The sequence below is a fragment of the Pseudoalteromonas sp. DY56-GL79 genome, from assembly GCF_041414765.1.
Classification (GTDB): Bacteria; Pseudomonadota; Gammaproteobacteria; order Enterobacterales; family Alteromonadaceae; genus Pseudoalteromonas; species Pseudoalteromonas piscicida.
This window is the reverse complement of sequence record NZ_JANHZS010000037.1, coordinates 1-24,242: the sequence shown is the minus strand read 5'-3', so window position 1 is coordinate 24,242 and position 24,242 is coordinate 1. Positions and strand designations below refer to the sequence as shown.

Genomic DNA, 24,242 nt, shown 5'->3' with positions numbered 1-24,242 from the left:
AATGTTCTGGACCTTATCTTATGCCGTGTGCAAAGAACAACGCGTTATTTAGCAGTCGGCTAGAACCGAACCAAAAGCCACGAAATACAGGATTGTCAGTCATTCCTACAGCCACCCCACGTCCAGACGTTGACGCTATCAAGACAGAGGAACCTGCGATCTGTTCAACGTTAATATTATCAGCATACCCTGCCAATAAAGGCTTTTTAGTATACGTCAACGACTCGATAAATGGCTTATTATTACGATGCATCACCCAAGTGCTATTTTTAAAGACAGGTAATTCCCGGTTCTCAAAGCCAAAAGACAAAGGATGGCTTAAATCCAAACGCGCATCAAAAATCGCGCCGGCAATCCGCTGTTTTGCCGAAAGGCTATCTTGATCTGCAAAGGTGAGATTTTTGCTGTCAAACTGGGCTCGCATTTCTTTGCTTGAAACCATTTCAGCGTCTAGTAGCTGCTGTTCGATTAGCCACTGCGCACCACGCTTTTGCCCCCAAATCACACCGCCTTTAGCGACCCAGCTCAAGAGCTTAGCTTTGCTCTTGTCACTTAAATCTCCATATTTACCATCAGCCAATAAAATGTGGGTGTAGCGCGTAAGATCGAGTTTCTCGATATGCTGCTTTTCCACAATTGAAGGAGCAAGTTTTAAATGTCTATCCAAATGATACCAAAGCTCACCCGCTTCATATTGACTTACACCTGCACCACCTATGATGAGGACTTCTGGCTTTTGCAGCTGCAGCATTTGTCTTGACCCAAAATCGACGCCACTTTGGGTCATGCCTGTAGTCACACTATATACTGGAAGTGAAAGCTCTCTGGCGATTGTTTCAAGCTGAGTAAACCAGTCCGCTTGCTGTTGAATACCACTTGCTATCACCAATGTACCAGCCTGAAAGTCATGAGAGCCTGAGGTGGTTGATGCTGAAAATGGTGACATTGCAGCTGCCACTTTCACTCCAGCCTGTAAGAGGCGATTTGCTAATTGTGGCGCCAGGTAATGATGCCATTCTATGGTGTAGGCATAACTTCCTGCAACGGGAGCCAATATATTTGATTCAGTGCTCGATTCACCTTGAAGCTTTAAACCCCAGCCACTTTTTACTGCGGCAAAATCTAAATCATAAGCGTACGGCATCGTCCAACCTGAAACATCGTAGAACGTGTTGTCCTTAAAATGCGTCTGTGTGCTAAATAGTGCTTTTATCAAGCGATATTGCGGCTGGGCTAGTGGAATGTATAAATCCCCTTGCTGATATTCGGTGTTATCAACTTCTTTGGCTTTTGAGAGGTATTTCACCTCTATCTGATGCTGTTTCAATAAATCCACAAACGCTTGAAAACTGTAGTTATCTTTGCCGCGAGCAACAACGTAACCGTTGATTTCATCTTTACTCGCAAGCTCGTTCGCTTGTTGATAAAACTGCTGCTGATAGTCAAGTAAAGCGCGTCTATGTGTCGTGCTGGCTTGAAATGTCGAGAGACTCGTCGTAACCTGATTTTTAATCGTTTCAGGAAAGCTCAACACGCCATACTGAGTTTCTTGTGCATGCCCTCGACTACTTGCTTGTTCAAACAAAATGCCAACCGCACCATTTACGTCGGGGTACGTAGAACCTTTGCCATAATAAAAGTCATCAAAGCTCTCTTGAGTAAAATATAACTCCCCTTGCGCATCAAGGGCTTTGGCATGAAACTTACCAATCTCGTTGGTTAGCGCTACGTTTTGTAATGGGGTAATTGGGTGAGTCCTTGATGGGATCCCTGGTTGGAAAAAATACGTACTATTTGGTCCCATTTCATGAAAATCGGTCAGTACGTTAGGTTTCCAACGATGGAACGCTTTGATCCGTGCTTTTGATTCAGGATGCTGTAGTAGTAACCAATCACGATTGAGGTCAAACCAATAATGGTTAGTGCGACTAGAAGGCCAAGACTCATTATGCTCACGATGTGCAGGATCGGTTGATAGCGACATGCTCTTATTGGCGTTTGCCCATGTAGCAAAACGTGATAAGCCATCAGGGTTCAAAGCTGGATCTAACAATATCACCGCATTATCAAGGAGCTGCGTAACTGACTCGCCCTGCGCCGCAGCTAAATAATATGCCATGAGTACCGCGGCATTGCTGCCTGAAGACTCATTACCGTGCACGCTATAGCCCATCCACATCACAACAGGCTGGTCTGAACGGTTTTGGCTACTGCTCAATGAAGCAATATGATCTTGCTGAATACGTGCCAAGTTTTGTTGGTTTTGTGGCGAGCTCGCTTTTAGGAGTAACAAAGGACGTCGCTCATGGCTAAACCCGATTGTTTCGACACTCAACCTTGGGCTTTCACTTGCAAGGGTATGTAGATAATTAACGATTTGATCGTGGCGCAAATGCCACGGCCCAACTTCATATCCAAATGCTTGTTTTGGCGTAGTTATTGTAGGATCAAATTTTACTTCATCGCCAAAATAATAGGCAATGGGCTTGGCCTGCAAGCTAAAGCTCAACAGCACGATAATACAGCTTATTAACCGCATGATAATGTCCTTTAATTCCGATTACTTTTCAAGCTAACAAGCGCACCGTCGATTGCCAAATTTTTACGCCGAACACTAGCGACAACACGACGAGGAGAGTATGATACGTATTAACCGAGTAATTTAGTCAAGTATAGAGCGAATTATGATCCATATTTCAGATTCTGCCCAAAGCCATTTCGCGAAACTATTAGCCGATCAGGCTGAAGGCACTAATATTAGAGTTTTCGTGGTTAATCCAGGCACCTCTCAAGCTGAGTGTGGCGTGTCATATTGCCCAGCAGATGCCGTTGAACAAAGCGATATCCGCTTACCGTTTAATGGTTTTGAAGCCATCGTTGATGAAGAAAGCGCACCATTTTTAGAAGAAGCCGATATCGACTTCGTTACCGATAAAATGGGGAGTCAGTTGACGCTTAAGGCACCAAATGCCAAAGCTAAACGATTACGTGATGATGCGAGCCTTGCTGAGCGCGTAGAGCACATGCTTGTGACAGAAGTAAATCCACAACTGGCCAATCACGGTGGTCAAGTTAGCCTAGTAGAAATTACCGCAGATGGTATTGCTGTACTTCAATTCGGCGGTGGTTGTAACGGCTGCTCAATGATTGATGTCACATTAAAAGAAGGCATCGAAAAAGAGATGATCGCTAAGTTTGAAGAAATCAACGGCGTACGTGACATCACGGAGCACGCTCGCGGCGAACACTCTTACTATTAATGAGCAAAACCCTCATTTATCGCTTAGGGTCTCACCCTAAGCGAAGCCTCAAATTTTTCCTTTTTGGCCTTGTTATTGTGTTACTCGCTGGTGCTTTTATCGCGCTGGGTTATTATCAAGATCATCGCTTTCAAATCGCAGGTTTAGTGCTTTTAGTTCCTGGTTTGTGCTGTGCCTTTTACGGTTATATTGGTATTTTTGCTAATCGCTTTTCTCAAGTTATCGAAGCTAGAGAAAAACGCCGCCAAACTCTAAAAGATAACGACCCATTTGCTTAACATAGCCCCATTATTCGAGTAAAGCAGCCTGTCGAGTGAGCTGATGATATTTATATGCCAAGGTCAATCCACGCAACCCCATAAAACAACTCATTGCAAGCCAGAGTGCATGGTTACCGAGTGGCAAAGCAATCAAAAACGGCAAGAAGAAACCGAATACCGCAGAAACTAACATGCTGTTTCGCATTTCTTTAGCACGAGTAAGCCCAACAAAGATGCCGTCAAACAAAAAGCAACTCATGGCAATCAAAGGTAATAGCACCAACCAAGGTAAGTAAGTACCTGCCAATGTTATCACTTCGGCGATATTGGTTAATAAGCTAACGATCCAGCCACCAGCTAGATAAAAAATAGCGCTGTATAAAAGCGCAAATGCGGCCCCCCAAAACAGGCTTACTTTTACCCATAATTGCAATTGCCCCAACGAGCCTTGTCCTTTTGCTCTGCCGACCTTTGCCTCGGCAGCATAAGCGATACCGTCCATCGCAAAGCTAACTAACATCAAAAAATTCAGTAAGACAGCATTGGCCGCTAGCGTGATCTCACCAAGTCTTGCGCCATAGAAAGTCATAAAACTAAAGCAGAGTTGTAAGATCAAGGAACGAATAAAAATATCACGATTCAAGGTGAGTAAACTGAGCCACTGCGCGCGCTTTGGTGGAGTGAATTTCAACGAAATACCGTAGCGCTTTGCGACCAATGCGCTCAAAAACAAAGATAAGCCTAATGCCGAATAGTCTGCAATCAGTGAAGCCCAAGCTGCGCCTGCTACTCCCCACTCAAATCCGACAACAAATAAAATATCCAAAGCTATATTCACTATGTTCGTGAACAACACTAGATAGAATGGCCCTCGCCCGTAATGCATTCCAAGCATAAAGCCCAGCAACACAAGATTTAACATTGCTGCAGGCGCGCTAAATACACGGATTTGAAAATATAATTTTGCTTGCTCAAATACTTCACTAGAAGCATTTGAAAGTTGAGCAATAACTTGGACCAGCAGAGGAGATAATAGAATCAAACTCACGGCAAAGAGCAGCGCAATGAGCATGCTGGTAAATAGTGAACGTGCTAGCTTGTCATGGTCTTGCTGGCCGCTTGATTGAGCGATCACTCCTGTAGTACTCATTCGCAGAAAACTTGCAAGCCAAAATAGTACCGAGATAGCGCTAGAGCCTAGCGCTATCCCAGCCAAAAAATGCGCATCCCCCATATGACCAATGACTGCTGTATCGACTAATCCTAACAGTGGCACCGTAATATTTGATAGTATCATCGGACCTGCAAGTAGTAAGAGGCTCAGATGTTGCGCTTTATGGCATTTAAGAAATTGATACAACATATTATTTTTGGTTTGGCCCTATTCTCAGCAAATAGTTGGGGTGCGGTTATCTTACAGTATCATCACGTGAGTGAGAAACTCCCAGCGGTCACCAGCGTGAGTGAAGAAACCTTTAAATCTCATCTTAACCACATTAAAGAACATGGTTTTTCGGTGATACCTTTACCACAATTGTTAGATAGCCTAAAGTCGGGTAAGTCTCTACCAGAAAAGACGTTAGCTATCACCTTTGATGATGGCTATGAAAATAATATCACTGCGGCGGCCCCGATCCTGGAATCTTTTGGCTTTCCCTATACTATTTTCGTCAACCCTCAACTTATTGACGAAAAGAAAAGCTATGTCATGACGTGGGATGAACTGAGGTCATTAGCAAAACGCGGGGCTATTATCGCAAATCATAGTGCTAAGCACGATTACCTCCACCTCAAACTAAAAAATGAAACAGCGGCGCAGTGGCGTGCACGTGTTGAGCACGATATCACATGGTCACAACAGCGTATTAAAGAAGAAATTGGCCACGATTACCCCTACCTCGCATACCCTTACGGTGAGTTTAACCATGAATTGCAAAAGCTAGTAGCAGAGCTTGGACTTATTGGTATTGGCCAACACTCTGGTGCGGTTGGTGTTTCTTCAGATTTTACACGTATCGCTCGCTTTCCCGCATCAGGAAACTACAGCAACTTAGAAACATTAAAAACTAAGCTCGAGACCAAAGCGTTCTCTCTACAAAAATTAGATTACCTTGATAGCGTTACGAACAATAAAACCCCAGCAATCACGTTGCATTTTAACAATAAGGATTTTCATCAGAGTCAATTTGCATGCTACGTTTCAGGTGTTGGACAAGCTGAGCTGACGTGGCTATCAGAAACCAGCGTACGTATCCAAACCCCGAAAGCACTATCCATGGGACGGTCTCGATATAACTGTACGGCACCTTCAATCAAAGACACAGGACGATATTATTGGTTTTCACAACCTTGGGTTATTGAAAAATGACAGCTTTGGGTAGGAGTAAATTAGCTCTTACCCCTACTTTTTAACCGCGCTCAGCATGGTTTCAGTCACTTTACTCAAAGGTACTAGGCTTTGCACTGCGCCAAGCTCGTACGCCGCTCTAGGCATTCCCCATACCACACAGCTAAGTTCATCTTGTGCAAATGTATTGGCACCAGCGGTTTTCAAAGCTAGCATTGCTTTTGCTCCATCACTACCCATTCCCGTAAGCATAGCAGCACAAACATGCTTCCCCATTGGCACTAGGGAGTTAAATAACACCTCAACTGAGGGTTTATGACGATTAACAGGCTCAGTATCATCTAATCGGCAAACATATCCGGTTGCAGTGTGTGCCACCTTAAGATGTTTGTCTCCCGGTGCTATGAAAACATGACCAGGTAATAAAACATCACCATCTTCCGCTTCTTTGACTGATACCGCACAGGTGCGATCCATTCTTTGCGCGAATGAGGTACTGAAAACTGGTGGGATATGTTGGGTGATAACAACAGGAGGGGCGTGTGTTGGTAATCGCATAAGCACCTCTCTGATAGCTTCAGTTCCTCCAGTTGAGGCGCCTATGGCTAAAATAGTATTACGAGAAAATGTATAATTACGGCCAATTTCTAATTCGCTTTCCTGTTTTGGTGCTTTAAAAGCCCTCACTCTTGCACCGGCCGCTACTCTAATTTTCTTAACCAGCAAATCGGAATAAGACATTAAGGTATCAGCAACATTGCTGGTGGGCTTAGAAATAAAATCAACGGCACCTAATTCTAGTGCTTCTATCGTGGCGGGTGAGCCCTCTTGGGTCAACGTAGAGATCATCACAACAGGCATAGGCCTTAAGCGCATTAAATTTTTAAGAAAATTAATGCCATTCATTTTTGGCATTTCTATATCCAAAGTTAATACGTCAGGCGAAGTAGACTTAATGAGCTCTCTAGCTTCATAAGGGTCTTCCGCGGTGCCAACGACTTTAATACCATCCGCCTGACCTAAAATTTCTTTTAACAACCCACGAATTAACGGCGAGTCGTCAACAATCAGAACTTTGATCATATTTCACACCTAAAATAGCTCAATATCCGTTTTATTGTCTTGAGCCTCAATGTCATGTAAGTAACGCACTTCACGTTGTTCAATTGTGTTATTGTGCATGGTTCGTAACTTTTTCACTTGCGCTTTGCCACTTTGAGGATGAAAGATAACTTTTCTTGGCCAGGGGCCGCCTACATCCTGTGAAATCAAATTTAAACTTTCCTCTTCCACATAGGCTTGAGCAAACCTGATATTACCTTCTCCGATATCAGTCATAGCGCTAATAATTTTTCCGCCGCCAAAAAGTTTAATTTTTAAATTGCTTCTAGACGCCCCATTTTTGAGTACTTCATTTATCAGATACTCCATCGCCCAGTTACCGTAACGGCAATTTAGGTCATCCGCATGCACTTCTCTTAGTGCCTTTGCTCCGGGTAACATAAAGTGATTCATACCACCTATCCCCAATTTCTCATCATATACGCAAGCGGCAATGCAGGAACCTAGTACAGTCGAAATCAGTTCATCCTGCTTAGATACATAAAACTCCCCCGGAAGTACTTTTGCAACGACTTTGGCACGCCCTGAATCCCAAAAGCGTTTTACATGCTCGAAGCCTCTGAGAACGGGTCTAAACTCTCTCATTCAACTGGCCTTTTTGATAAATGGTTTTACCTAAATTTTTAAATTCTAGGTGCTCTTTTCCCATCGTTTCGGAGTGCCCTATAAGTAAGTAACCATTGGGAACTAACATGTCATGATATTGCTCAAACAATTTATCTTTTGTTTCTTTATCAAAATAAATCAAAACATTACGACAGAAAATAACATCAAAGGGCCCTTTCATTGGCCATGGTTCTAGAAGATTAAGTCGTTTAAAATGGATGAAGGATTGCAATTTAGGCTTCACTTTATACATTGCTCCATCAGCACTTCTAAGAAACCATTTTTTGAGCTTATCTTCGTCTAAACCCGTGACGTTATTTGCCGTATATTCTCCAAGACTCGCTTTGCCCAAGACATTGGAATCTAAATCTGTTGCCAGTACTTTGACATCCCAACCATTAGGAAAAGCATTCGCAATGGTCATCGCAATACTATAGGGTTCTTCACCTGTGGAGCACCCGGCAGACCAGATCCGGACTCTTCTGTCGTGTTTGTGTCTGGCAATAATTTCGGGAACTATTTTCTTTGTTAGAAATTCGAAGTGATGATTTTCCCGAAAAAATGAGGTTAAATTGGTCGTAATTGCATTGATAAAATGACTAAATTCAACATCTTGATTTTCTTCCAAAAACGACAAGTACGCCTCAAATGATTTTAGCCCATTGGCTCTTATGCGCCTTGCCAACCTTGAGTAAACCATTTCCCTTTTATGCGGCCCGAGTACTATGCCGCATGTGTCATAGACTCGAGCCGAAATTTCGGAAAAATCCTTATCGGTCAACAGAAACTCTCGCATCGTCGTATTCCTTCAGCCAACCCCCACTACGGAATTGATCTATTGCCTAACCCTAAAACTCTTCCCACTCTTCCGAGTCATCTGCAAACTGATTACTTTTCGTGTTTTGCTGAGGGGGCTTATTAGAGTTCATTGTCCGTTTTGGTAATTGCTTTTCTGGCGCTTTATAGTTCTTCGGTGACTCAGACATTTCTAAGCTACGGTGTGAAGATTCATCAAGAGTGAAGAAGTTTAATAATCTTCTCATATCATTTGCTTGCTCAGCCATCGACTCCCCTGCGGCTGACGCTTCTTCAACTAAGGCAGCATTTTGCTGCGTCATTTCATCCATTTGTGACACTGCTTTATTAACCTGCTCAATACCTGAACTCTGCTCAATCGACGCTTCAGCAATGTCAGAAATCATGTTTGTCACCCGCTTAACAGACTCAACTATTTCTTTTAGCGTTTCACCAGATTCATTAACCAGTAACGTACCATCTTCAACCTTACTTACACTGTCTCTGATCAGATCTTTAATCTCTTTCGCCGCTGCTGCAGAACGCTGAGCTAGATTACGGACCTCACCCGCGACCACTGCAAAGCCTCTACCTTGTTCTCCGGCTCTGGCAGCTTCAACGGCTGCGTTTAATGCCAATAGGTTTGTCTGGAAAGCGATTTCATCAATAACGCCTATAATGTCGGCAATTTTCTTACTTGAATCATTAATTTCAGACATGCTTTCAACTGCGCGTGTGACTACTTCACCGCCTTTGGTCGCCTTATCACAAGTCTCTTCGGCCAACTCATTAGCTACTTTCGCGTTATCTGCATTTTGTCTAACTGTGCTCGTCATTTCTTCCATGCTAGAAGCTGTTTCTTCTAGTGAGGAGGCTTGCTCTTCAGTTCGCTGACTCAAATCAGCGTTACCCTGGGAAATTTCATCAGCACCACTGGCAACTAAATTTGCAGAAGTACGGATCCGACCTAACACCTCAGTTAACTTCTCAGCTGTAGTATTTGCGTCTTTTTTCAGCTTTTCATAAGCCCCACGATAATCGCCTTCAATACGTCTGGTTAAATTACCAGTTGCTAAGGCGTCTAACATGTCCCCCATATCTGTAACTGTTTCATCAACTGTAGACACTAAACTATTTAACCCTTTGGTTAGTCGTAAGTAGAAGCCATCTTTCCCATCTTCTGATAAACGAACACTAAGATTACCGGCATTAGCCGACTGAACTAGGCCATTCACCTCTTTCTCAATCGTGACTTCTTTGGTTCTATCTTCCCATTCGACAACGGTGCCTACGCGTTCGTTATTACCATCAAATATCGGATTAGCGACTAGGCCAAAGGTTCTTCCGCCGACAACGATTTCCGTTTTATACTCGGTTTCAAGTCGAGAGAGCATACTGCGTTGGTGACTTGGATTACGGTGGAATACATCAATATTCGCTCCCATAAGGTGGTTACTATCAAAATTAGGCAGGTCACGCCTTAAATCGCTTTCAGCATTTCTCATCATATCTTTCACTGCACGATTCAAGTAAACGATCTCAAACTGCTCATTTGCTATCATCGTATTCGTTGAAACGTTGTCTAATGCTCTTCGGACGCGCAAGTTTTCAGCTGCGGCAGTTTTTTCTTCCTCTTCACGAACTAAACGCTCTGTTTTGTCGTCCCACTCAACGACGGTACCAATCCGCTTTTTCTCTTCATCAAACACCGGGGTCGCAATTAAGCCAAAGGTAAAGCCAGCAACTTTGATATCTGTGCTGTATACATCGCTCAGCTTCTCAAGGAGGTTTCTTTGATGGCTGGGGTTTGCATGAAATACATCAATACATTGCCCTACAAGTGTATCCACATCAAAGTTCGGTAATGATTTTCTAAGCTGCGTTTGATTGTCTCTGAGCATTCGCACAACCGAATCATTAACATAAATAATATTCAACCCTTCGTCCGCTAGCATTACGTTTGCCTGACAAACGTCCAGCGCGCTCGATATACGAGCATTGTGGCTCGCCAAATCCGCCTGCTTTTTCTCTAACGCTAATTCTCTTGTAAGGTCTTTCCACTCAACTAAAGTCGCGATCCTTTGTCCTTCATCATCGAAAACAGGCGTGGCAATAAGATCAAAGGTCAAACCTGCCACTTTGATTTGTGTGACATATGGACGGGTCAAATTAGCTAGTATGCCTCTCTGATGGCTCGGGTTTTTATGGAACGTATCAATGTTGGCACCAATCAAGCTATCAACATTAAAACCAGGTAACTCTTGCTGTAACTTAGCCTGATTTTTACGCAGCATACTGGTTACGGAGTCGTTCAAATACACAATGTTGAGAGAGGCATCTGCAAGCATAACATTGGCCTGACAGACCTTTAAAGCTAGCAACAAACTATGGCTATGGTCTTGACTATCTACCGCGTCACCACTTAATAAATTAGCAACTGCTTTGTATAAAGATGATTGACGTGACGCATTACTTGCATTGAGCAAGCTAGCATCTTTGCTCTCGATCGCGGGAACAATTTCCTCAACATCTTGCAACTTAGAAAGCAGAATGTTTGCGCTTTGCTTAAGTAGTAAAATTGCCAGCACCACACTGACAGCTGCTATAACCATCGCCACATAGGCTTGTGTAGACATATTAATATTCAACATTTGAACACTAATTGCCAAGCCCACAAATATTATGGCACCCGCAATCAGAACTCTATTGTTGAGTTGACTTGCTAATGCTTGATCGCTCATGTTATCCCCCGACAACCAATTGCTCATTCTGCTTTACTTCAAGATCTAATATCTTTTTCAAATTTAAAAGTACGACCATTTTTTCACCAACATTTACAAGTCCTTGTACAAATTGACTATTTTCCGAGTCTTGAAAATCTGGAACATCCTTCGCTGTTTCTTCGTTGATGCTGTATACGTCAGACACCGCATCAACAACTAATCCCATAATTTTTGTTGCCTCTTTTATTACAACGGAGACAACGATAACCACGGTTAGCGCTCCATATTCGATTTGTGGTAAGCCGAATCGAACCCTTAAATCTATGATTGGCACTATCGTGCCACGTAAATTAATCGCACCGTTTACATACATAGGAGCATTTGGAATTGCAGTGACTTCTTCCCACCCTCTTATTTCCTGTACGGCCAGAATATCCATGCCATACTCTTCGCCCGCCATCATAAAGGTGAGAAATTGTGTATCGTCATCTCTGTCTGCAAGCATGACTTGTTCATTAATCGAGGCTTTTTCAGTGATCATGACACCACCTCATCTAACTCTTGTTCTACTAATAACTCTTGAGTTCCTGGACGCTTTAAGCCACTCAGTTTGATAAGACCACTAATATCGACAATTAAAGAGACTCTGCCATCACCTAAAATTGTCGCCCCTGAGATCCCATTTACTTTCTGATAATTCGCTTCGAGACTTTTAATAACGACCTGTTGTTGCGCTAGTAAATCATCCACCAACAATCCCACTTTGTGATTATCACTCTCTACAACTACTAACAGTGTTTTATCCAACTCTTCTATTGCACCACCATGGTTAAATAGTTGATATAGCCTTAGTATTGGTATGTATTCATCTCGTAACCGAAGCACCTCTAAGCCATTACCTACTTTACTCACTTTTTTAATATCTATTTGTAAAGACTCAACAATAGAAATAAGTGGAATGATGTAGGTATGCTTTGCAACTTTAACCAGTTGACCATCAAGAATGGCCAGCGTTAATGGCAACCTGATTGTAAACGTTGAGCCAACCCCCTTTGCAGAAGTCACTTCAACGCTGCCGTTTAATGCTTGAATATTTCGTCGAACAACATCCATACCCACGCCGCGACCAGAGATATCACTCACTTCATCGGCTGTTGAAAACCCTGGCCTAAAAATAAGTTCATTAACCTCTTCAATAGTCAGCTCATCAGTTGCTTGAATTAGGCCATTGGCAATTGCTTTACTTTTTATTTTTTCGGTATTCAAACCTCTGCCATCATCCATGATTTCAATCACAATATTTCCACCTTGGTGGAAAGCATTCAGTGTCACCGTACCTACGGGATCTTTTCCGGCTTTTATTCTGTCTTCCGGTGTTTCTAAGCCGTGATCCAAAGAGTTTCTTACTAAATGAACCATAGGATCGGAAATTTTTTCCATCACGGTTTTATCTAATTCTGTTTGCTCTCCTAGCAGTTTTAGCTCAACCTGTTTATTCAACTTCTGTGACGTATCTCTTACTAAACGGGGAAATCGGCTGAAGACAAAACTAATAGGTAACATCCTGATACGCATTACATTTTCTTGTAAATCGCGCGTGTTATGGGCTAATTGAGCGAGGCCTTCTTGCATCGCAGCAAGCGTATTTTCAGTCGGTTCTTGCTCGCCTAATTGAGTCAACATAGCTTGGGTAATAACCAACTCCCCTACCATATTGATAAGCGAATCAACTTTATCAATCCCAACACGGATCGAAGTCGATTCTGCTGATTTCTTGCTAGCCTCAGGCTTAGCTTTTGTCGCTGAGGGTGTTTTTGGTACATCAATATTTTGAGTGTCGTTGCTCGACGCTTCTTTCTTCTCACTCTCTGGTTCTGGCGTTGTGGAGACACTCACATCATCTTCAAATAAACCACCACATAAGGTAATAGAAATTTCAGCATCATCTTCAACCCACTCAAATACTTCTTTAATCGCCGATTCTGGATGACTGGTTGTTAAGTATAACCTCCAACTGAGGTAGCAATCCTCTGGATTGAAGTCATCAATCTCAGGTATAGCATCACAAAACGCATGAGTTTCTAAATCCCCCAATTCTGACAGCTCACTTAACATATAAAGCGGCTCGTTACCGGTTTTAAACAAATGAGGGAGCGGTTTAAAGTCTATTTGATAGGTTTGAGATTCTTGCCCTTGAGGTGTGCTATCGGCAGTATCTGAGCTAGCACTCTCTTTACCACCTAAAATCTCTTCAAATTTAACTTTCAACTCATTCGCATTGGAAAGATCTGGCTCTTCTTCGGCTTGTAATGCGGTTAATAAGGCCCTTAAACAATCAACGGATTGGAGCAGCAAATTGACATGTTCAGCGGTCAACTGTCGACGCCCATCCCTGATCTGATCGAGTAAGGTTTCCAAAACATGCGTGAAGTTAGCGACAGAAGTAAAACCAAATGTTCCACTGCCACCTTTAATGCTGTGTGCTGCGCGAAATATAGTATTGATCGTTTCTGAGTCTTCATGGCCTGGCTGTAAATTCAGCAGCTCAGCTTCCATTATGTCTAGACCTTCAAAGCTCTCTTCAAAAAAGACATCAAAAAATTGGCTTAAATCAATACTCATATCGACGCCTCTCTGTATCTATCTTATGACTTTTTTCAATACCGCTAGTAGTTGTTCAGGGTTGAATGGCTTCACTATCCAACCTGTTGCTCCCGCCGCTTTACCTTCTGTTTTTTTATCTAACCCCGACTCAGTTGTCAGCATCAGTAAAGGGGTGAACTTATAGTTGGGTAAGCTGCGCAGCTCTTTAATAAGAGTGATCCCATCCATTACAGGCATGTTTACATCAGAGATCACGGCATCGAACCCTTGTTGCTTGGCAATAGATAGCGCTTCACTGCCATCTTTGGCTTCCGTGACATCAAAACCTGCTTTTTTCAAAGTAAAGCCAACCATTTGGCGCATTGACGCCGAATCATCCACAGCTAAAATCTTTTTCATATTCACCTCTTAATTTTCAATACTATGGAATAAATAATGGGTTAATCCCAACTCATCTACCGCCTGCGCTAAAGCGTCACTTTCACCATGCCATACAATTTTATGTTCTAAAGAGAGCAAGTGTTTCTGTGCGGCACAGAGCAGTTGTATAGACGCTGTGTCGGCTCTTTGCACTTCACTAATATCAATCGTGATGTCTGATGTTTCCATAGAGTCTTGGAAAATCTGATGGTACAGGCTTTCCACATGGTTAATCGCCATTTCAGGTGGAAGTTTCAACATGAGCTGAAGACTATCCTTGTAAAAATGAGTAATAAAATTAGCTTAGACCGTGATGGTAAAAATGCCACAAAGATTGATTAAAAATCCGCAAATAATTAAAGCGTTAGAGGTAAGATAGTACAGCGACACTGGGGTCGACCAGTGCCGATATAAGACTAATTGATGATCTTCTCAAGGTCAGCGAGAAGTAGTTTGTCATCGATTGTAGGGACAGCTCCAGCTGTATGTGTAGGTTTGAAAATAGCCTCAAGCTGGCCTTTAGGGTTAATTAATGCTACAGACGCACTATGATCAACATAATACTCTTCTGTCTGTTCCTGATTTATTGCGTAGATTAAACCGAGATCTCTCACAAAAGGAAATAAAGCCGAATGATCGGCAGATACCGCTTTAAAATTAGGATCAAAGTGCTTGATGTAGGCTAAACGCCTCTCTTCAGTATCTCGGTTAGGATCGACCGATACAAACCATACTTGTAAGTCACTTTTGTTTTTTACGGATTGATATACGTGAGTTAGCTTCAACAGCGTCATAGGACACACGTCGGGACAGCTAGTGTAACCCAAAAACAGCAAGTTCCATTTATCGGTAAAGTCTTGATTTGAGACTACCTCACCGTATTGATCCCTTAATTCAAACGCTTTCACGTCCTTAGGCTTAGGGTACCAAACCACTTTTTCCGACACATCTGGCGCAGGCCCACAACCAAACAGAATTAACATAGAGATAATTAAGAAAAATTTTTTCATATAAATGCTTTATCCACAAAGAGTGCAATGAACACTATCAAAAGATGCCAGATCGAGAAATAGAATACCCTCATAGCATACTCTAAACTATTTGTTCTCATAAGCTTTGTGGCTTTGTAAATAAAAGCGACATTTGCTATGCCGGAGACCAGCAAGTAGATCCAACCAGACATTCCCACTAGGTAAGGTAGCAAACAGACTAAAGTCAAAATGATGGTATAAAATAGCACACAGAGTTTTGTAAATTCGTTTCCATGCGTTACTGGTAACATGGGGACTTCGGCTTTTTCGTAATCTCGTTTACGAGCAATAGCTAATGCCCAAAAGTGGGGAGGTGTCCAAGCAAAAATGATCATTACTAACAACCAAGGCTCTGCACCAAGCTGACCAGTCTCACTGACCCAACCTAACAGAGGTGGCATCGCTCCTGCTAACCCCCCTATTACTATGTTTTGAGGTGTTGCGCGCTTTAACAATAACGTATAAACCACGGCATAACCGAATAGCGCGGCTAAGGTAAGTAGCGCACATAACTGATTGGCGAAAATAGTTAATAGAGCATATCCTGAAATTGCGAGGCCCGTCGCGAAGATTAAAGCTGATGATACAGAAACGGAGTCTGTCGCTAACGGTCGGTTTCGTGTTCGCGCCATCTTTTTATCTATTTCTCTATCCACGATATGATTTACAGCTGCTGCACTACTTGAAAGTAAACCAATGCCAAACAAACTCATTAACTGTGCCAATAATGTTTTATCACTTTGCGGTGCTAACATCATCCCGACCCAAGCAGTAATAACTAACATACATACTACTTTGAACTTACACATGCCAAAGTAGGCTTGTAATAGCGTAGTTGCTTTTTGAAGCTCTGAAAAATTAGTTAATTGAAGCATATTTCACCCCTACTTTTTGCGCCAAGCTGATAAAAAAGCACAATCTCACCATTGCTAATAACACCATAGCTGCCATGAAGTTATGGAATAGTGTCAACAATAGAGGAAACTGAAAATGTACTATTGCAGCCCCAACCAAAACTTGTATAGAAATTAAAGCTAAAACGACAAGCGCTGAGTGTCGGAGTACTCGGTTTTGACTTGCTTTAAGCAGTGGCCAGCATGCAGCAAGTAACATTAAAACGGTAATAACTGCCCATATCCGATGGATAAAGTGAATAGATACTCTAGATTCGAATGGCAAAACACCAAACTCATAAGTCGCTGAAGCTTCAGGAAGCGTAAATAAACTCTGCCAAGAGAAAAGTTGCAGATTGTCACATAGCGGCAACCCTGTACAATGTGGAGCAGCATAATTGGCTGCAAGCCACCCACCAAGCGCAATTTGTATAATCAACACACCAAGAGCCACATAACATAAACGACAGGTAAGGCTAGTTACACTAGCAGTAATAGTGGTGTATTTCAGCCTTAAAACCAATAACACCAGCAATGCAAGAATACTAAACCCACCTAGTAAATGACCCATCACAATAACTGGCTGTAAATTCATCGTCACGGTCCACATCCCAAGAGCCCCTTGAAATAACACAAGCAATAGCAGTAAGTAGTAGTGACGATTAGGGTTTTTTGTTTTTTGCTTCTTGAATAGCCTTATGCATGCAAGTGCCAAAATAAGTAACCCGAGGAAGCTGGCAAAATAGCGATGGATCATTTCAATCCAAGCTTTTTCTGCTTCCACTTCTAAATGTGGAAAATTGTCTTTCGCCGCAGATAGTTCATGAGTCTCATTTGGTACTGTTAAAAAGCCATAACACCCAGGCCAATCTGGACACCCAAGTCCCGCATCACTTAAACGTGTGAAGGCGCCAAGTGTCACTACCGTTATTGCGACGAAACAGGCAAATATTGCGATTTTTATTCTTACCTTGGACATATTTACCTCCTAACTTGAACGAGAGTAGTTCAATAATTTCTTCAGATCACTCAGTAGCCCTTTTTGTACACTTCGCATTTCTTCTAAGCTTGCTACTGGTGCATATTTAAGTACAAATAACCCTGTTTTATCAACCAAATAGAGATAGTTGTCGTCTAACTGCTTGAGGTATATCGGCAAAGAAGTAGCGTACTCAATACCTTTTTCATTTCGCTCTTGTAATACCACAAGCGATACTTTCTGCTGGTTTTTCCCCAGCGCTAAATACAAATTAGGTAAGCTATCTAGTAGTAAAGAACATTGCTTATTACACTGCTTTGGTCGCTGATAAACGATACTCCACTCAGTATCTAAAACCAGCTCTGATTGGCGAACCTCCTGACTTAAAAATTCACCGTGATTAGTCGTACTATGTGGTATCCAGCCGACCTTCAAGGCAACAAATGCCAATAGTAAGGGGAATACGAACAGCCCTATAAACCATGCCGCGCTTTTAGACATCTTTATTCTCCTTTTTTGAAAGTTTCCAGCCAATTACTACCGCGGCCAAGGCAATAAGCAACCACTGTAATGCATAAGCTTCATGTTTTTGCGGTGACATTACGACCGGTTGATAATGGGGCTCAGTCCCAGCAAGTCTATTTTTAGTCATGTAGGCAATTAGAGGTAAAAGAGGTTTACCTGACTCCGCAGACAAGTAATCAACATCAATATACTGAATCACAGATTGTTTTGTTGTCTCCTCAGCCGCAGACTTAGCTAAGGTGAACCGCTTACTAGCACTAGATTTGATATAGACAGGTAGAGAAACGGTGCCACTTGGAAGAGAGTAAACGGTAGGCACGCGACTAACCTGCTGAGGCACAAAACCTAAATTAACAGCTAGATACTCATCAGTTTCGGAAATTTTTATAATGCCAATTACATCAAAACCGACTCGGCCTTTCACGACTTGATTATCTAAATACCAAACCGCATCGCCTACAAAATTCCCTGTAATCGACACTTCAGCATTAACATATTGCGTGAGCGGCTGGGATGTTACTTGCTGCTCATTAGCTACGCCTAGCGATTTTTCAATCTCAACTTTATGCTGCAACACATGTTTTTGCTGCGCTCTTTGCCACTGCCAATAAGAGAGCGAGCCACATAAAAGAACAACGATTAATGCTGCCAATATGGGGGGTTTTGATCTACCTTTAAAAAGTGCACCTAAATCCACCGGACACCCCTTATGATTAAAATTATTATTGTTGTATTGCTACTACTCGTTTTTCTAAATCTATTTAGAGCTATGCTAGTCATGCTCAAGTCAGAGCAACAAGAGTCGATGGCGAGGCTATTGCAACAAAGAGTTTATGCATCAATAGCTGTCGTACTTCTAATCTGTCTTGCCGCTCAATTTGGCTTTATAAAGCTACACTCTTCACCCGTTGTTACAACACATAAACAAATACAAACAGGCACAACCAAACAACATCAACAAAATGCCAATACCAAGCCCCAGCTTGAAAAGCAAAGTGATTCTTAGCGGTAAAGTGACCCTTTAATACCCTTATCCATATAACGAAAAGAATGATCGCGCCAAGTGTGACGTGAAAACCATGAAATCCTGTCAGCAAAAAGAACGTATTACCGTAAACTCCCGACTGGAGAGTTAACCCCAGATCTTGGTAAGCGTGAATATACTCTTCCACTTGCAAGGTTAAGAATGCGACGCCAAGTAGTACTGTTAATCCTAAGAACGCCTTCACTTTCGCCCTTTGCTCTTTTTCTAAAGCTACGTGAGCAAAGCTAAGGGTTACTGATGATGCTAATAGAATAATCGTATTGATCAGCGGAAGTCCCTGCCAACCCATAGCTTGAGTTACAGTTCCATCTGGAGTTGTGAGCAATGGCCATACAGCTTCAAATTGAGGCCACAAAACCTTATTGGTACTGGCGTTATTACTTGCACCGCCTAACCACGGCACAGCTATCATTCGAGCATAAAAAAGTGCGCCAAAAAAAGCAGCAAAAAACATAACTTCGGAAAAGATAAACCATCCCATTCCTTGCTTGAACGAACGATCCATTTGGGCAGAATATAATCCAGTTTGAGATTCTTGGATCACATTCCTGAACCAACCAAAAATCATATAGATCAGCACAGCAATACCCACGAGCAGTAGCATTACTCCACTATTACTGGCTGATTTAAGTTGAATAATAGTTAAGCCAGCGCCAACCGCGATAAAGAAAAGCGCAAAAGCCCCTACGATTGGCCATGGACTTTGCTCAGGCACGTAATATTTTTCTTGTTCATGGTTCATATTTGAACTCCTCTCGAGCGGCCAGCATATTCAGTCCATCACTGTCTTGTTTGCTAACTCGCTCTGTAATATCAAACAACGTATATGAAAGCGTGAGTTCCTCAACATCACTTGGGAGCTCCGTATCTACATAGAACCTCAAGACAAACTCAACTTCTTCTTTGCCTTTCATTGGTTGCTGATCAAAACAAAAGCAGGCCATTTTGTGTAAATACTTTGCCGCTTTCCCTGGAGACACTGAAGGGATCGCTTGCAACACACGCTCACTATCACTCAAGTTTTTTGCAATGAATTTGACATCGGTTAGCTTACCGGGTTGAACTCTAACCGAGTGCTCGACTGCATCGACCTTAAATGGCGCCTGGCTTTGACTATGCGTTGTGAAGCTCACATCTACTTGTCGACTTTGCGCAATTGACTCGCTCTGCTTGGCGATTTCCATGGATGGCTTACCATTTAGGCCTGTGACATCACAAAAAACGTCGTATAGAGGAACCAGTGCAAAGGCAAAAGCAAACATACCTAGCGTCAACAAAATAAGCTTCTTAAGCAGGCGTCCATGTTGCATTACTTAATCTCCGGTGGCGTTGAAAAGGTATGATAAGGAGCCGGAGATGGTACTTGCCACTCTAATCCCTCAGCCCCATCCCACACTTTCCCTGGGGCCTGCTCTCCACCTTTTATACATTTATAAACCACTGCAACAAACAACAGTTGAGAAAGACCGAAAGCAAACCCTCCGATACTAATGATCGCATTGAAATCAGCGAACTGTAGAGCATAATCAGGGATCCGCCTTGGCATGCCAGCAAGACCAACAAAGTGCATTGGGAAGAACAATACGTTCACACTAACCAAAGAGAGCCAAAAGTGAAATTTAGCCAATTTGATATCAAACATGTGACCTGTCCACTTTGGTAACCAATAATATGCGGCGGCCATTATTGAGAATACTGCACCCGTAACCAACACGTAATGGAAATGCGCGACAACGAAGTAGGTATCGTGATATTGGAAATCTGCGGGCGTAATTGCTAACATCAAACCGGAAAATCCACCAATTGTGAAAAGTACGATAAACGCAATGGCAAAAAGCATCGGCACCTCAAAACTAATAGCACCTCGCCACATTGTAGCTACCCAATTAAAAACCTTAACGCCAGTAGGCACAGATATGAGCATAGTTGCATACATAAAAAACAACTCACCAGCTAAAGGCATGCCCGTAGTAAACATATGATGAGCCCAAACGACGAACGACAACAGAGCAATCGACGCGGTTGCATAAACCATTGATGCATAGCCAAACAGTTTCTTTCTTGAAAATGTCGGTACTATCGTAGAGATTATGCCGAAGGCAGGTAATATCATGATGTACACTTCAGGATGACCAAAGAACCAGAATATATGCTGGAACATAACAGGATCACCACCACCTGCTGCATCAAAAAAGCTCGTTCCAAAGAACTTATCAGTCAATACCATAGTCACAGCGCCAGCGAGTACGGGCATAACTGCAATCAGAAGAAATGCAGTGATCAGCCAAGTCCAGACAAATAAAGGCAACTTCATCCATGTCATACCTGGAGCTCTAAGATTGACAATGGTCACGATAACGTTGATAGCACCCATAATAGAGCTAATGCCCATTATATGGATCGCAAAAACAAAAAATGCTGTATTGTCATTGCTATACGTTGTAGATAGTGGCGCATAAAAAGTCCAACCGAAAGCAGGCCCGCCGCCTTCCAAAAATAACGACATCAGTAAAATTGCAAATGCAAAGGGTAGTATCCAAAAGCTCCAGTTATTCATTCTAGGTAGCGCCATATCAGGAGCACCAATCATCATTGGGATCATCCAGTTGGCAAGGCCTGTAAATGCGGGCATGACTGCGCCAAATACCATTATTAGTCCATGTACTGTCGTCATTTGATTAAAAAAATGCGGATCTACAAGCTGCAACCCTGGTTGGAATAACTCGGCTCGGATCACCATCGCCATAGCACCACCGATTAAAAACATGCTTAGTGAGAACAATAAATACAGTGTTCCAATGTCTTTATGATTGGTGGTAAACAGCCAGCGCTTTAAGCCTTTGGGAGCTGTATGGTGTGAATGTTCTTCTACGATGGCACTCATTACTTACCCTCCTCTAATGCATCTATCTCACGCTGTATTTGACTTGGCTGAATAACATCGCCGGTGTCATTACCCCAGCTATTTCTTTTATAGGTGATAACCCCCGCGATCTGCTTGATTGTTAATTGCTTTGCGAAAGATTGCATCGCAGTTCCTGGGCGGCCTAAAAGGAGAATATCTATATGAGCTTTAATATCTCCAGTGACGACTTTACTCCCTTTCATTGCAGGGAAGACACCTGGTAGCCCAAGCCCCGTTGGTTGATGGCAAGCTGCGCAATAAGCCATGTAAGTTTGTTCACCAACCTCCATTAACTCCTCTTTCGAAAGAGTTTGTTGGGCAACTGCTTGTGACTCAGCTTCTGCTTTTGCTTTTTCAGCTTTAGCATCGTTAAGCCAACTATCAAATTTATCAGGACTTACAGCCTCGACGACGACTGGCATAAAGCCATGATCTTTGCCACATAATTCAGCACATTGGCCTCTGTAAATTCCTTCATCGTTTACCTTTGTCCATGCCTCATTTATAAAGCCTGGATTGGCATCCTTCTTCACCGCAAAATCAGGCACCCACCAAGAATGGATGACATCATCTGAGGTCATCAAAAAGCGAACTTTCCTATCGGTGGGAATAACTAAATGCTTATCAACTTCAAGCAGGTAATTTTCATTTTTTTCTTTAAGATCACTAATTTCATCTTTCGAAGTAGAGAGTAAGGAATAGAACTCAACATCGTGCCCCATATACTCATAGTGCCATTTCCACTGAGAACCTGTGACTTTAATGGTCAGATCAGCTTTACTCGTGTCTTCCATAGCAATAAGCGTTTTTGTGGCTGGTATTGCCATACCAATGAGTATCAGGAAGGGAATTGCAGTCCAAAGTATTTCCACTTTGGTGCTTTCATGAAATTGCGCTGCAACAACGCCTTTTGACTTTCTGTGTTTTATAAGCGCCCAAAACATAATCCCAAACACAATCACACCTATGACACAACATATTAGAAATATGGTCATGTGAAGCTCATACACTTGATGACTAATGTCTGTAACACCTTGCCTCATATTATAAGCGCTGTTAGCAAGTGAGGGCATGGCGATTAGCACTGCGATGAATGCTACAACTAATCGACAAATTTTCATTTGACGTCTCCTTCAAGACAACTCGTGGTTGTCTTTTGTTATTATTGGATGACTGTCATATTGTCTATTTGTACATAGACTTACTGCACGACTATTAACCAATTAGTCAAAAAACAAACAAATTGCAAGATTTTTGAGAAGACCGACTTTAGAATCAAAACTGGGGACTATAGGGATTAAAACGAAGAATGATGAAAAATAGTGTATAAAGATCAGAAAACTAAAAATATTACTAAATGATTAAAGTCACTTTAATCATCCTACTTTCACATAGTTAGAAAAGTTAATTATCACTTTTTAAACAAAATATAGTTAAAGCAAGCGCAACTTTATCTTTAACGCTACGCTCGCTCTCAAAAACTACATCCAGTCAGCACTTCGGATAACGCCGACGGCTAACCCTTCAATGGAGAAATTTTGATGCTCAAGATCCACTTCAATCGCATTAAACTCTTCATTCTCAGCATGCAATAAGACTTTCTTTCCTTTCTTTTCAAAACGTTTAACTGTCACGTCCTCTTCTACACGAGCCACTATCACTTGGCCATTTTCAGCCACTTGAGTACTGTGAACAGCTAGTAGATCACCATCCATAATGCCAATATCCTTCATGCTCATACCATTAACTCTCAAAAGATAATCAGCATTAGGTTTAAAAAAACTCGCATCTACATTACAGTGACTTTCTACATGTTGCTCTGCCAGAATAGGCTCACCAGCAGCAACACGACCGATAATAGGTAAACCAAGTTGTTCGGATTCATCCTCTACAAGTCGAATCCCTCGGCTTGCACCAGGGACCATTTCGATAACTCCCTTTTTCGCAAGCGCCTTAAGATGTTCTTCCGCTGCATTTGCACTCTTAAAACCCAAAGCATCAGCTATTTCTGCACGAGTTGGAGGCATGCCAGTATCTTTTATGAATACTTTTATTAATTCAAAGATTTGTTCTTGTCGTTTTGTTAGAGGACGCATTAACTGGTGTTCCATACAGTGGTTTATTTACTGTAAGTATATACAGCTCAAAAAAAATCGCAAATGTTTCTTTATTCGACATATTTTAAGTGTACTTGCTGATAGCATTATTAGAGCAGCATTTAACAAGAAGCGAAGTCTGTGCCTCAAAGCATAACCTACGACCCTAAGCAATAAGAAATAGATTATTAAGATTTTGGGCTGATAAACTACCTCCTACCATGTTGCATTGTGCTAATACTGTGCTGGGAGTGCATTCACTTAGGTATAGAAAAACCTCTATACCCCAAACAACAAAAAAACCGCCGCATTACTGCAACGGGTTTTGAAGTACATGGATGTTCGAATGTCAATGAAGTTCATGGATGAACGCTTTCATCAACCTCTTATTTAGCCCTGATTTGCTACGAAGTAGGATGTTCTCATTTTTTAAATAAAGAGTCACATGGCTGCTCCACACTATCATCGGCTGGAAACTTTCATTGCAACCTATCGGTGGGTGAACCACCCCCTACCATATTGCGCTGCGCTGATACTGTGGTGGGAGCGAGTTCACCTCGCGAGGTTTTAATTGCTTGCGAGGTTTTCTATTTCTCAAATCTCTATACCCCAAACAGCAAAAAACCCGTCG

Annotated in this window: 24 protein-coding genes; 4 read left to right on the top strand and 20 right to left on the bottom strand. The window is 42.2% G+C overall.

The window, feature by feature from the left end:
• Window positions 1-13 precede the first annotated feature (13 nt).
• Complete coding sequence (locus NO992_RS21690) at window positions 14-2,539, bottom strand: M14 metallopeptidase family protein (RefSeq protein ID WP_371380429.1); 2,526 nt, start codon at window positions 2,537-2,539, stop codon at window positions 14-16.
• Between the two features lie 145 nt (window positions 2,540-2,684).
• Here NO992_RS21690 and nfuA point away from each other — a divergent pair, with 145 nt between their 5' ends.
• Together nfuA and NO992_RS21680 are read left to right on the top strand one after the other, a co-directional pair.
• The gene (nfuA, locus tag NO992_RS21685; RefSeq protein WP_010378467.1) at window positions 2,685-3,260 is read left to right on the top strand and encodes a Fe-S biogenesis protein NfuA; all 576 of its coding nucleotides are present in this window, start codon (window positions 2,685-2,687) and stop codon (window positions 3,258-3,260) included.
• Window positions 3,260-3,538, top strand: coding sequence for a hypothetical protein (locus NO992_RS21680; RefSeq protein ID WP_130125765.1), 279 nt, complete (start codon window positions 3,260-3,262; stop codon window positions 3,536-3,538). Before nfuA ends, NO992_RS21680 begins: the two co-directional genes overlap by 1 nt.
• A gap of 10 nt (window positions 3,539-3,548) precedes the next feature.
• Here the strand turns inward: NO992_RS21680 and dinF are convergent, their stop codons facing one another.
• Complete coding sequence (dinF, locus tag NO992_RS21675) at window positions 3,549-4,880, bottom strand: MATE family efflux transporter DinF (protein ID WP_371380456.1); 1,332 nt, start codon at window positions 4,878-4,880, stop codon at window positions 3,549-3,551.
• Here dinF and NO992_RS21670 point away from each other — a divergent pair.
• Window positions 4,845-5,888, top strand: coding sequence for a polysaccharide deacetylase family protein (locus NO992_RS21670; RefSeq protein ID WP_371380427.1), 1,044 nt, complete (start codon window positions 4,845-4,847; stop codon window positions 5,886-5,888). The two genes, dinF and NO992_RS21670, sit on opposite strands and share 36 nt — an antisense overlap.
• Before the next feature lie 33 nt (window positions 5,889-5,921).
• Here the strand turns inward: NO992_RS21670 and NO992_RS21665 are convergent, their stop codons facing one another.
• The 13 genes from NO992_RS21665 to NO992_RS21605 all read right to left on the bottom strand — a co-directional run bounded on the left by NO992_RS21665 (window position 5,922) and on the right by NO992_RS21605 (window position 18,262).
• On the bottom strand, window positions 5,922-6,950 hold the full coding sequence (locus tag NO992_RS21665; RefSeq protein ID WP_017219453.1) for a chemotaxis response regulator protein-glutamate methylesterase: 1,029 nt from the start codon (window positions 6,948-6,950) through the stop codon (window positions 5,922-5,924).
• Between the two features lie 9 nt (window positions 6,951-6,959).
• Complete coding sequence (gene cheD / locus NO992_RS21660) at window positions 6,960-7,574, bottom strand: chemoreceptor glutamine deamidase CheD (protein WP_010378457.1); 615 nt, start codon at window positions 7,572-7,574, stop codon at window positions 6,960-6,962.
• Entirely contained in the window at window positions 7,561-8,391 is an 831-nt protein-coding gene (locus NO992_RS21655) for a protein-glutamate O-methyltransferase CheR (protein WP_010378455.1), read from the bottom strand. The genes cheD and NO992_RS21655 overlap by 14 nt, the downstream gene beginning before the upstream one ends.
• Before the next feature lie 52 nt (window positions 8,392-8,443).
• Window positions 8,444-11,131 carry a methyl-accepting chemotaxis protein gene (locus NO992_RS21650; RefSeq protein WP_371380425.1) on the bottom strand — a complete coding sequence of 896 codons (2,688 nt, stop codon included), beginning with the start codon at window positions 11,129-11,131 and terminating at the stop codon, window positions 8,444-8,446.
• 1 nt (window position 11,132) lies between these two features.
• Entirely contained in the window at window positions 11,133-11,654 is a 522-nt protein-coding gene (locus NO992_RS21645; protein ID WP_039490862.1) for a chemotaxis protein CheW, read from the bottom strand.
• Complete coding sequence (locus NO992_RS21640; RefSeq protein ID WP_010378448.1) at window positions 11,651-13,735, bottom strand: chemotaxis protein CheA; 2,085 nt, start codon at window positions 13,733-13,735, stop codon at window positions 11,651-11,653. The genes NO992_RS21645 and NO992_RS21640 overlap by 4 nt, the downstream gene beginning before the upstream one ends.
• Window positions 13,736-13,753: 18 nt before the next feature.
• Window positions 13,754-14,116, bottom strand: a complete 363-nt coding sequence (locus NO992_RS21635) for a response regulator (RefSeq protein WP_010378447.1) — start codon at window positions 14,114-14,116, stop codon at window positions 13,754-13,756.
• Between the two features lie 9 nt (window positions 14,117-14,125).
• Complete coding sequence (locus tag NO992_RS21630; RefSeq protein WP_371380422.1) at window positions 14,126-14,398, bottom strand: STAS domain-containing protein; 273 nt, start codon at window positions 14,396-14,398, stop codon at window positions 14,126-14,128.
• 155 nt (window positions 14,399-14,553) lie between these two features.
• The gene (locus tag NO992_RS21625; protein ID WP_010378443.1) at window positions 14,554-15,147 is read right to left on the bottom strand and encodes an SCO family protein; all 594 of its coding nucleotides are present in this window, start codon (window positions 15,145-15,147) and stop codon (window positions 14,554-14,556) included.
• A complete protein-coding gene (gene cyoE / locus NO992_RS21620; protein WP_019647585.1) occupies window positions 15,144-16,043 on the bottom strand; it encodes a heme o synthase in 900 nt (299 codons plus the stop codon). The genes NO992_RS21625 and cyoE overlap by 4 nt, the downstream gene beginning before the upstream one ends.
• Window positions 16,027-17,040, bottom strand: coding sequence for a heme A synthase (locus NO992_RS21615; RefSeq protein ID WP_017219460.1), 1,014 nt, complete (start codon window positions 17,038-17,040; stop codon window positions 16,027-16,029). Before NO992_RS21615 ends, cyoE begins: the two co-directional genes overlap by 17 nt.
• A gap of 9 nt (window positions 17,041-17,049) precedes the next feature.
• Window positions 17,050-17,541 (bottom strand): hypothetical protein, encoded by a 492-nt coding sequence (locus NO992_RS21610; protein ID WP_010378440.1) that lies wholly within the window; start codon window positions 17,539-17,541, stop codon window positions 17,050-17,052.
• Window positions 17,534-18,262: an SURF1 family protein gene (locus NO992_RS21605; RefSeq protein WP_253107694.1), complete on the bottom strand. Its 729-nt coding sequence runs from the start codon at window positions 18,260-18,262 to the stop codon at window positions 17,534-17,536. The genes NO992_RS21610 and NO992_RS21605 overlap by 8 nt, the downstream gene beginning before the upstream one ends.
• A 12-nt stretch (window positions 18,263-18,274) precedes the next feature.
• Between NO992_RS21605 and NO992_RS21600 the strand changes: the two genes are divergently transcribed.
• Window positions 18,275-18,571: a DUF2909 family protein gene (locus NO992_RS21600; RefSeq protein ID WP_081629166.1), complete on the top strand. Its 297-nt coding sequence runs from the start codon at window positions 18,275-18,277 to the stop codon at window positions 18,569-18,571.
• Here NO992_RS21600 and NO992_RS21595 read toward each other — a convergent pair.
• From NO992_RS21595 to lexA, 5 genes are all read right to left on the bottom strand, one after another.
• Entirely contained in the window at window positions 18,477-19,352 is an 876-nt protein-coding gene (locus NO992_RS21595; protein WP_371380418.1) for a cytochrome c oxidase subunit 3, read from the bottom strand. The genes NO992_RS21600 and NO992_RS21595 overlap by 95 nt on opposite strands.
• Window positions 19,342-19,920, bottom strand: coding sequence for a cytochrome c oxidase assembly protein (locus NO992_RS21590; RefSeq protein WP_010378437.1), 579 nt, complete (start codon window positions 19,918-19,920; stop codon window positions 19,342-19,344). Before NO992_RS21590 ends, NO992_RS21595 begins: the two co-directional genes overlap by 11 nt.
• Window positions 19,920-21,494: a cytochrome c oxidase subunit I gene (gene ctaD / locus NO992_RS21585; protein ID WP_017219464.1), complete on the bottom strand. Its 1,575-nt coding sequence runs from the start codon at window positions 21,492-21,494 to the stop codon at window positions 19,920-19,922. Before ctaD ends, NO992_RS21590 begins: the two co-directional genes overlap by 1 nt.
• A complete protein-coding gene (coxB, locus tag NO992_RS21580) occupies window positions 21,494-22,636 on the bottom strand; it encodes a cytochrome c oxidase subunit II (RefSeq protein ID WP_017219465.1) in 1,143 nt (380 codons plus the stop codon). Before coxB ends, ctaD begins: the two co-directional genes overlap by 1 nt.
• A gap of 360 nt (window positions 22,637-22,996) precedes the next feature.
• Window positions 22,997-23,611, bottom strand: a complete 615-nt coding sequence (gene lexA, locus NO992_RS21575; RefSeq protein WP_010378434.1) for a transcriptional repressor LexA — start codon at window positions 23,609-23,611, stop codon at window positions 22,997-22,999.
• Between the last annotated feature and the right edge of the window lie 631 nt (window positions 23,612-24,242).

Coding starts and splice junctions, on each gene's coding strand:
- NO992_RS21690 (WP_371380429.1), bottom strand. CDS start 2,539: ATGCGGTTAATAAGCTGTATTATCGTGCTGTTGAGCTTTAGCTTGCAG.
- nfuA (WP_010378467.1), top strand. CDS start 2,685: ATGATCCATATTTCAGATTCTGCCCAAAGCCATTTCGCGAAACTATTA.
- NO992_RS21680 (WP_130125765.1), top strand. CDS start 3,260: ATGAGCAAAACCCTCATTTATCGCTTAGGGTCTCACCCTAAGCGAAGC.
- NO992_RS21670 (WP_371380427.1), top strand. CDS start 4,845: ATGTTGCGCTTTATGGCATTTAAGAAATTGATACAACATATTATTTTT.
- NO992_RS21665 (WP_017219453.1), bottom strand. CDS start 6,950: ATGATCAAAGTTCTGATTGTTGACGACTCGCCGTTAATTCGTGGGTTG.
- cheD (WP_010378457.1), bottom strand. CDS start 7,574: ATGAGAGAGTTTAGACCCGTTCTCAGAGGCTTCGAGCATGTAAAACGC.
- NO992_RS21655 (WP_010378455.1), bottom strand. CDS start 8,391: ATGCGAGAGTTTCTGTTGACCGATAAGGATTTTTCCGAAATTTCGGCT.
- NO992_RS21650 (WP_371380425.1), bottom strand. CDS start 11,131: ATGAGCGATCAAGCATTAGCAAGTCAACTCAACAATAGAGTTCTGATT.
- NO992_RS21645 (WP_039490862.1), bottom strand. CDS start 11,654: ATGATCACTGAAAAAGCCTCGATTAATGAACAAGTCATGCTTGCAGAC.
- NO992_RS21640 (WP_010378448.1), bottom strand. CDS start 13,735: ATGAGTATTGATTTAAGCCAATTTTTTGATGTCTTTTTTGAAGAGAGC.
- NO992_RS21635 (WP_010378447.1), bottom strand. CDS start 14,116: ATGAAAAAGATTTTAGCTGTGGATGATTCGGCGTCAATGCGCCAAATG.
- NO992_RS21630 (WP_371380422.1), bottom strand. CDS start 14,398: ATGTTGAAACTTCCACCTGAAATGGCGATTAACCATGTGGAAAGCCTG.
- NO992_RS21625 (WP_010378443.1), bottom strand. CDS start 15,147: ATGAAAAAATTTTTCTTAATTATCTCTATGTTAATTCTGTTTGGTTGT.
- cyoE (WP_019647585.1), bottom strand. CDS start 16,043: ATGCTTCAATTAACTAATTTTTCAGAGCTTCAAAAAGCAACTACGCTA.
- NO992_RS21615 (WP_017219460.1), bottom strand. CDS start 17,040: ATGTCCAAGGTAAGAATAAAAATCGCAATATTTGCCTGTTTCGTCGCA.
- NO992_RS21610 (WP_010378440.1), bottom strand. CDS start 17,541: ATGTCTAAAAGCGCGGCATGGTTTATAGGGCTGTTCGTATTCCCCTTA.
- NO992_RS21600 (WP_081629166.1), top strand. CDS start 18,275: ATGATTAAAATTATTATTGTTGTATTGCTACTACTCGTTTTTCTAAAT.
- NO992_RS21595 (WP_371380418.1), bottom strand. CDS start 19,352: ATGAACCATGAACAAGAAAAATATTACGTGCCTGAGCAAAGTCCATGG.
- NO992_RS21590 (WP_010378437.1), bottom strand. CDS start 19,920: ATGCAACATGGACGCCTGCTTAAGAAGCTTATTTTGTTGACGCTAGGT.
- ctaD (WP_017219464.1), bottom strand. CDS start 21,494: ATGAGTGCCATCGTAGAAGAACATTCACACCATACAGCTCCCAAAGGC.
- coxB (WP_017219465.1), bottom strand. CDS start 22,636: ATGAAAATTTGTCGATTAGTTGTAGCATTCATCGCAGTGCTAATCGCC.
- lexA (WP_010378434.1), bottom strand. CDS start 23,611: ATGCGTCCTCTAACAAAACGACAAGAACAAATCTTTGAATTAATAAAA.